Source organism: Hydrogenivirga sp. (assembly GCF_056450045.1).
The window spans coordinates 1-7,001 of the sequence record NZ_JBWONM010000176.1 but is presented as its reverse complement, the minus strand read 5'-3'; the positions used below and the strand labels follow the sequence as shown (position 1 = coordinate 7,001).

At 52.6% G+C, this 7,001-nt stretch carries 11 protein-coding genes and 1 tRNA gene; 5 read left to right on the top strand and 7 right to left on the bottom strand.

The annotated features are described in order from the left end of the window. The 4 genes from AC1HCM_RS07345 to AC1HCM_RS07330 form a co-directional block, all read right to left on the bottom strand. Positions 1-125: SsrA-binding protein (locus AC1HCM_RS07345; protein WP_479461118.1), on the bottom strand; the 125-nt coding region annotated here is incomplete at its 3' end. A 9-nt stretch (positions 126-134) separates the two neighbouring features. Further along, positions 135-208, bottom strand: a tRNA-Arg gene (locus tag AC1HCM_RS07340). Next, entirely contained in the window at positions 186-1,106 is a 921-nt protein-coding gene (locus tag AC1HCM_RS07335) for a TIGR00269 family protein (RefSeq protein WP_479461117.1), read from the bottom strand. Before AC1HCM_RS07335 ends, AC1HCM_RS07340 begins: the two co-directional genes overlap by 23 nt. An 18-nt stretch (positions 1,107-1,124) precedes the next feature. Beyond that, on the bottom strand, positions 1,125-1,820 hold the full coding sequence (locus AC1HCM_RS07330) for a YqiA/YcfP family alpha/beta fold hydrolase (protein ID WP_479461116.1): 696 nt from the start codon (positions 1,818-1,820) through the stop codon (positions 1,125-1,127). A gap of 26 nt (positions 1,821-1,846) precedes the next feature. Between AC1HCM_RS07330 and AC1HCM_RS07325 the strand changes: the two genes are divergently transcribed. Next, the gene (locus AC1HCM_RS07325; protein ID WP_479461115.1) at positions 1,847-2,710 is read left to right on the top strand and encodes an alpha/beta hydrolase; all 864 of its coding nucleotides are present in this window, start codon (positions 1,847-1,849) and stop codon (positions 2,708-2,710) included. On the opposite strand, the gene AC1HCM_RS07320 is transcribed toward AC1HCM_RS07325, so the two are convergent. From AC1HCM_RS07320 to AC1HCM_RS07310, 3 genes are read right to left on the bottom strand one after another with little or no spacing between them, the layout of a single operon-like run. Further along, complete coding sequence (locus tag AC1HCM_RS07320) at positions 2,703-3,338, bottom strand: class I SAM-dependent methyltransferase (RefSeq protein ID WP_479461114.1); 636 nt, start codon at positions 3,336-3,338, stop codon at positions 2,703-2,705. The genes AC1HCM_RS07325 and AC1HCM_RS07320 overlap by 8 nt on opposite strands. Then, entirely contained in the window at positions 3,335-3,736 is a 402-nt protein-coding gene (locus AC1HCM_RS07315) for a hypothetical protein (protein WP_479461113.1), read from the bottom strand. The genes AC1HCM_RS07320 and AC1HCM_RS07315 overlap by 4 nt, the downstream gene beginning before the upstream one ends. After that, positions 3,733-4,893, bottom strand: coding sequence for a cell division FtsA domain-containing protein (locus tag AC1HCM_RS07310; RefSeq protein ID WP_479461112.1), 1,161 nt, complete (start codon positions 4,891-4,893; stop codon positions 3,733-3,735). Before AC1HCM_RS07310 ends, AC1HCM_RS07315 begins: the two co-directional genes overlap by 4 nt. Positions 4,894-4,963: 70 nt before the next feature. Between AC1HCM_RS07310 and AC1HCM_RS07305 the strand changes: the two genes are divergently transcribed. The 4 genes from AC1HCM_RS07305 to AC1HCM_RS07290 form a co-directional block, all read left to right on the top strand. Next, positions 4,964-5,722, top strand: a complete 759-nt coding sequence (locus AC1HCM_RS07305; RefSeq protein WP_479461111.1) for an oxygen-binding di-iron domain-containing protein — start codon at positions 4,964-4,966, stop codon at positions 5,720-5,722. Next, positions 5,722-6,306, top strand: coding sequence for an SCO family protein (locus AC1HCM_RS07300; RefSeq protein WP_479461110.1), 585 nt, complete (start codon positions 5,722-5,724; stop codon positions 6,304-6,306). Before AC1HCM_RS07305 ends, AC1HCM_RS07300 begins: the two co-directional genes overlap by 1 nt. A gap of 10 nt (positions 6,307-6,316) precedes the next feature. Further along, complete coding sequence (locus tag AC1HCM_RS07295) at positions 6,317-6,745, top strand: copper chaperone PCu(A)C (protein WP_479461109.1); 429 nt, start codon at positions 6,317-6,319, stop codon at positions 6,743-6,745. Between the two features lies 1 nt (position 6,746). Then, positions 6,747-7,001, top strand: a 255-nt coding sequence (locus tag AC1HCM_RS07290; RefSeq protein ID WP_479461108.1) for a peroxiredoxin family protein, incomplete at its 3' end; no start/stop codon positions are given.

Here is a 7,001-nt window from a genome sequence, read left to right as displayed (position 1 = left end):
CTGAGGGACTTTACCTCCGAACCCTCAAGGACTATACCTGCCTCGTACCTCTCAATTATGTCATACTTAGCCTTTGCCTCTCTGTTGTCCGCTATAGGAACTATCCTTTCGCTCTTCTTTGTCATCTTTTCACGCCGGGGCGGTGGGAGTCGAACCCACAACCTCGGGATCCGTAGTCCCGCGCTCTATCCAGTTGAGCTACGCCCCGTGCCTTTTAAGTTTAATACTCTTTCCCGGAGCCTGCAAACGGGACACACCTCCGAGGGGCTGGGCTCACCGCAGACCTTGCAGGGCTGGAGCTCCCTCTTCTCCCTTTCCCTGAAGAGGGGATAGACCTTTCTCAGGTACTCAAGGTAGAACCTCAGCTTGGTTCCGGGGAACTTCTCCTCTATCTGGTTGAGTATCTCCTTGTAGAAGATGGAGCTGGCATCCTCAGAGTAAGGGCACTCCTCCTCAAGGAAGTCAATACCGCTCAGGACTGCATACAGGGCTGTCTCCTTCTCGGTGAACTTGCAGAAGGGCTTTACCTTTCTTACAAAACCATCCTCCTCCTCAAGAACGGGGAACTTTCTCCCGAGGTACTTCATGTTCCAGCCCAGCACGTTGGAAAGTAGGGAGCTCGCTTCGTCGTCAAGGTTGTGTCCTGTAGCCACCACGGCGTAGCCGTGGTCCTTGGCTACCTTATTGAAGTTGTACCTCTTCACGAGACCGCATACGGAGCAGGCTTCCCTGCTGGTGAGCTTTTTGAGCTCTGGTATGCCCCCTACATCTTTGGTCAGGTCGTGGACTATGAGCCTTGCTCCGAGGTCCTTGGCAAACTCCTCAACCTTCTGCCTTGACCTCTCGGAGTACTCACCTATGCCGAGGTGTATGTAAAAGCCATCAGCCTGATAGCCGAGCTTTCTGAGAACCTTTAATAGTGCGAGGCTGTCCTTTCCTCCCGAGATGGCGACGAGAACCCTGTCCTCGGGCGTGAACATCCTGAACTCTTTTATCGTTCTCTCGGTGTAGCGCTCAAACCAGCTCAGAAAGTCCTCTCTGCAAAGGGCGAGCCTGTGCTGGGGCATGTATATAACGGGCTTCTTTCCGCATATCCTGCACTTCATAGAACTTAAATATAGGGCTCAGAGGGCTCCGCGCTCTACGAGTGAGGTGAGGACCTTCCCGAAGCTCTCTGAGAGCTGGTGGTCGTCATCAACCTCTATGAACTCCTTTACCCTCACGTGGTCTGCGAAGAGCCTCGTGCTCTCAATGGGAACGACCTCGTCCCTCGTGCCGTGGACTATCAGGATATCAACAGGGGGCTCCTGGGGGAACCTGACCTCGCCTTCGGAGATTATCTCGTAGCCGTTCCTGAGGATGTCCACCGCAAAGTCCTTCCTGACCTCTATCTCCATCTCCTGCTCTTTGAACCTGAGGGGCTCCCTTCCCTCAAGCCAAGCCTTCGTTTTCTCCTCCCCGAGCTCCTTAACTATCAGCGATAGGGTTTCAAAGGATGGTGCCAAGAGAAGGAGGCTCTTCACGTTCCCGAGCCTTTTAAATCTGACGTAGTTGGCTGCTATGTACCCTCCGTGGGAGCTTCCGCACAGGGTTATGTGCTCGTATCTTTCAGAAAAGCCGAGGACGAGAGCCTCAAGGACGTTAAGGACCTCGGTGGTCGTGTGGAGGTGGTAGTCCATGTCCATAGCAAAGAAGGAGTATGCCTTCGTCCTCTTGAAGTAGCTCCGGGCGAACTCTATCTTTGAGCCGAGAACGTTGGTGGCAAAGCCGTGGAGGTGAATCCAGAGCCTTTTGGGGTTATTCTCGTCGTAAAAGAACATAAACTCTATTATAAGGAGGTTGAGCCATGTTGCTGATAACAGCTTTCATGCTCTTTCTGAGCGTAGCTCTGGCTGTGCCTGTATCCATAGAGATTGATTACGAGGGGAGGAAGCTCAAAGCTAACGGAGAGTGGGCTGTCCCAAAGGGTGTTGACCCTGCACAGAAGGGGGCTGTCCTCTGGCTTCACGGTCTCTTTCAGACCCACAAAATGAGGGAACCCATAGCGGTTCAGAGGGAGGCTTGGGTCTCCGCCGGTTATCCGGTTCTCTCTCCTACCCTTACCCTCGGGGTAAACGACAGGAAGGCTCCCTACGACTGCTCCTATCCCCTTGACCACGATTACGAGCTGAACATAAGGGAGATTGAGAGGTGGGTTGAGTGGCTCAAGGATAAGGGGGTGAAGAGGATAATCCTTGCAGGGCACTCCTTGGGAGGTCAGCAGGTCATACACGCAGCGGAAAGTCTGAAGGGAGACAGCTCGGTAGTTGGGCTCTTGGCGGTAGCGCCGGCAAAGGGCACTAAGAGGGAGCACAAGCTCCTCAAGAGAGCTGAAAAGCTTGTCAAGGAGGGCAGGGGAAAGGAGCTTTTGGAGACAAACTTCTTTTACTGTCAGAAGGCAAAGGTGAGTGCGAGGACCCTTTACTCCTACTACGGGGTTGATAGGAATATAGGAAGATACCTATCCCGCTTGAAGCTACCCGTACTTATAGTCTGGGGAGGTGAGGACGACAGGGTAAGGGACCTTCCTGCCTTCCTTGAGCCATATATAAAGGGAAAGAAGAACGTCAGGCTTGAGGTGATAGATTATGCGGACCACTTCTTCAGAGACTTAGCTTCAGAGGACCTGAGCGCCATAGCGACCGAGTTCTTCGGGAACCTCCTCAGGTAGCCAGGATGCAGGTAAAGCCCGCTGTCTTGTGAAAGCCTTCCCTTATCTCTTTGTTCTTGATAGCCCTCTCATCCTGGGGCTCCTCAATTATGGTGCTCCTTACAGAGGCTATCCTGAAGCCAGCCTTGGTGAGCATGCCCTCCACTTCCTCCATGGAGTAAAAGCGGGCGTGTCTGTATATGGGGTGTCCTCTCCTTCCCTTTTCGGTATAGAAGTCAGCCCAGGGGCTTTCCCTCAGTATGAGACCCATCAGGAGCTTCCCTCTCTCCTTGAGAACTCTCCTTGATTCCTTCAGCACCCCGTAGGGGTCCTTTACGAAACATACGGTTACAACCATCAATAGAAGGTCAAAGCTCCCATCCCTGAAGGGCATGCTCTCACCAATACCCTGAACGCAGAGGATGCCCCTTCTCTTTGCGAGCCTCAGCATGCTCATGGAGGGGTCAAGACCCACCTGAACGCCGAGAGCACTGGCAAACCTTCCCGTGCCTACGCCCACCTCAAGACCGAGGCTAAAGCTCCCCATCATAGACCTGATACACTCAAGCTCAAGCCTGTAAGCGGAAAAGCCGAACTCTCCTTCGTACCAGCGGTCGTACCTCTGGGCAAGGCTCTCAAAGGGGTTCATCTGACCACCATCCGGACATCAAACTTTCCCTTACCCGTGTTGTCAACCGCTGAGAAGGTAACGACCCTGTGCCTCCTCTCAACCTCCCTCAGAAGTAAGGGGAGCTTTTGCCAAGGGACCTTCATCCTCACCTCTATCCCTGTCTCCGAGGAGTATATAGATTCGGGAGAGAGCCCCACGGACCCGAGGAGCCTTCTAAGGGAGTCTTCCGTGGCTTCTTCCCTGCCCTGTGCCTTTGCAAGGCGAAGGTTGAGGAGAAACTCCTTGTGCTTAAAGTATTCGGAGGAGATCCTCCCCCTTATATTGGAGAGATGGGGAAGAGAGTAGAGAAGGAAGAGCACAAAGAGGGCAAGGGAGAGAATGTAGAGAAGCCTCCTGCTGAGATACCTCCTTATCACAGCTCCACCTCAAACTCAAAGCCACCTTCGGGTGTCTTCTTCATAGACTTCGCCCCCAGCTCCCGGGCAACCTTCTCATCCTTGGCAACTCCAAAAACTTTAAGCTTCCCCTCCTTAAACTCAATCCTGTATATCTCCACACCCTCTCTGAGCTTACCCGCAAGGGAAAGGAGCCTCTTGGTGAGCCCGTAGCTCTCTCCCTGCAGCATGCTCTTAACCTGGTCCCTGACCGCAACGGCGGGAAGTGTGGGGAACTCCCTCCTGAAAGCTTCTTTCTCAGCCTTCCTCAGCTCACCGACCACACCCTTCTCAACGCTACTGAGGGAGAATAGGCTTCCGACAAAGAGGAGCAGGGAGCTACCCATCATCAGGAGTGCGTTCCTGAGCTGTTTCTCCGAGAGCTCCTCTTCCCTGAAGTCGGGAGAGCAGTCCCTGAATACGAACTTCAGAGAGGCTCCGAAGGCGGTGCTTAGCTCTGGCTCAACGTAGCTGTTTCTGACAACCCTATCAAAGAGCTCCTCTATACCCCTGAGACGGCTACCGCCCCCGCTCAGAAGCACCGTCTCACCCTCAAGCTCCACTCCCAGGGAGCCGAGAATCCTGCCCATAGCCTCCCTGACCCCTTCGTTCTTGAGTCCCTCTGTGAGCTTTATCCTCCGAGCTTCCTCAAGGCTAAGGCTGAGGGTTTCAGAGAGGTGCTTATCTATGTAGTCCCCTCCCTTGAGGGCTACCCTGTAAGAGGTGAGCTCTCCTCCTCTCACCCTGACGAGGGTGGTCTTCCTACTTCCGATATCAAGGACAGAGCAGTCTTCAAGGGATAGGGTCCTGCAGACCCTCGCCAAGGAGAAGACCTCCGGCTCCATAGAGAACATGTCGTCGGGAGGTATAAAGTCCTTCACTACCGAGAGGCAGTAGGTGTCATCCCTGAGCCTAACGTCCCAGAGGACATCACCGAACCTCTCCTCTATTTCAATAGCCAGATACCTTCTGAGATCGTAAGAGTCCCTTATATCGGTCTTCTCTATCCTTACGAAGCTCCTGTCGGAGCCTACCGCATATACCTTTCTCCCCACACCCTCCGCAGGCTTCCACTCCTTCTTAAGAAGTGAGTAGTTTATGCTGAAGGTCTTATCCCCGTCAATCCCCGTGTATATCATCGGGGAATATTCTAACCGCTCCTCCTGTGTTATCATAGAACATGATTTAAATCACAAACGAGGTGGAGCTATGGGTGGAACCCTTCTCTTTGACTCAGGTGAGCACAAGGTCTTCCTCTTTGAGGAGCTGACGCCGGCGAGCGCTGTTCAAGCAAACCAGTTCCTCATAATCCACAGGGATGAGGCTATCCTCCTTGACCCGGGAGGGCACAAGGTTCAGTCAAAGCTCTTTGCGGACATATCCGTGCTCATACCTCCGAAGCAGATAAAGTACATCTTCCTGTCCCACCAGGACCCTGATATAGTGGCGAGTATAAACTACTGGCTCATGACGACCGACGCTAAGGCGATAATATCCAAGCTCTGGGTGAGGTTCCTTCCCCACTTCGGTCTGGACTCAAAGCTTGAGGATAGGGTTGTTCCCATGGATGACAGGGGTACGAAGATAACCCTCGGAGGGGACTGTGAACTTTCAATACTCCCCGCTCACTTCCTTCACTCTCCCGGGAACTTCCAGGTCTATGACCCTGTATCCAAGATACTCTTTTCGGGAGACCTCGGGGCTTCCCTCGGACAGGACTACTTCTTTGTTGAGGACTTTGATAGCCACATCAGGTACATGGAAGGCTTCCACAAAAGGTACATGGCTTCGGGGAAGGTCATGAAACTGTGGGCAAACATGGTGAGGGGACTTGATATAGACACCATAGCTCCTCAGCACGGAGCTGTCTTCAAGGGTAAGGAGCTGGTGGGCAGGTTCATAGGCTGGGTTGAGTCCTTGGAGTGCGGTGTTGACCTCCTCTCAGAAAAGGATTATACTTTACCCTGATGAGGGTCCTTTGGTTAGTAATTACTATCCTTCTTTCGGCAAACCTGCTTTCCTGTGAGAAGAAGGAGAAGTTCAACGGAACGGTTCTGGACAGAAAAGCCTCAGAGTTCTGCCTCAAGGGATGGGAAGAGGGTAAGGAGAAGAGGGTCTGCCTTTCGGACTTCAGGGGAAAGGTCGTTCTGATGTTCTTCGGCTATACCCACTGTCCCGATGTGTGCCCCGCAGCCCTCCAGGTGCTCACCAAGACTATGAAAGAGCTTCCAAAGGACGTGAGGGAGAAGGTGCAGGTAATATTCATAAGCGTTGACCCCGAGAGGGACACACCCGAGGTAGCCCAGAAGTATGCCCAGTACTTCTACCCAACCTTCATAGGTCTTACCGGCACACCGGAGGAGATAAAGAAGGTTGCAAAGGAATACATGGCTTTCTACAGGAAGGTTGAGACGGGCTCCAAAGGTGGCTACCTTGTGGACCACACCGCTTACATATACCTGATAGACCCAAAGGGTACCCTGAAGTTAATATACCCATCAACCAAGCAGAAGCCCGAACTGATAGCGGAGGATGTAGAGAGGTTTTTCTAAGGAGGTTGGTATGCTTTACGCTGTTGTAGCCCTTTTCCTTTCAGTCTTTGCCTTTGCCAAGCCCCATATAGTCGTTGAGAACCCCTGGGTAAGGGAGGTTCCGCCCGTATCAACGATGAGCGCTGCCTTTATGAACATTATCAATACGGGGGACGAGGAGGATGTCCTCGTGGGGGTTGAGAGCTCAGCCTCAAGGGTAGCCGAGATACACACAACTATAATGGAAGATGGAATGATGAAGATGAGACCCCTCAAGGAGGTGAGGGTGCCTGCTGGGGGAAAGGTTGAGTTCAAGCCGATGGGAAAGCACATAATGCTGATAGACCTCAAGAAACCCCTAAGGGCTGGAGACAGGGTTAAGCTGATACTTGTCTTTAAAAAGAGCGGCAGGGTGGTGGTTGAAGCCCCCGTCAAGAGCATGAAGATGCCCATGCACTGATATGAAGCTCCTTCCTATCCTACTGCTCTTTCTTTTCTCTTGTTTCAGCAAGGGTATCTACGACCTTAGACTTAAAGACATTAAAGGGGGAGAGTTTGAACTTTCTTCCCTAAAGGGTAGAAAGAGTGTGATATACGTGTGGTCAGGAACGTGCATAGGGCATGTGGAGGACCTCAAAGCCCTTGTCAAGCTCACCCCCCAGCTTGAGGGGAAGGTTCCTGTTATCTCAGTGGCCATAATGATGGACGCTGAAGAT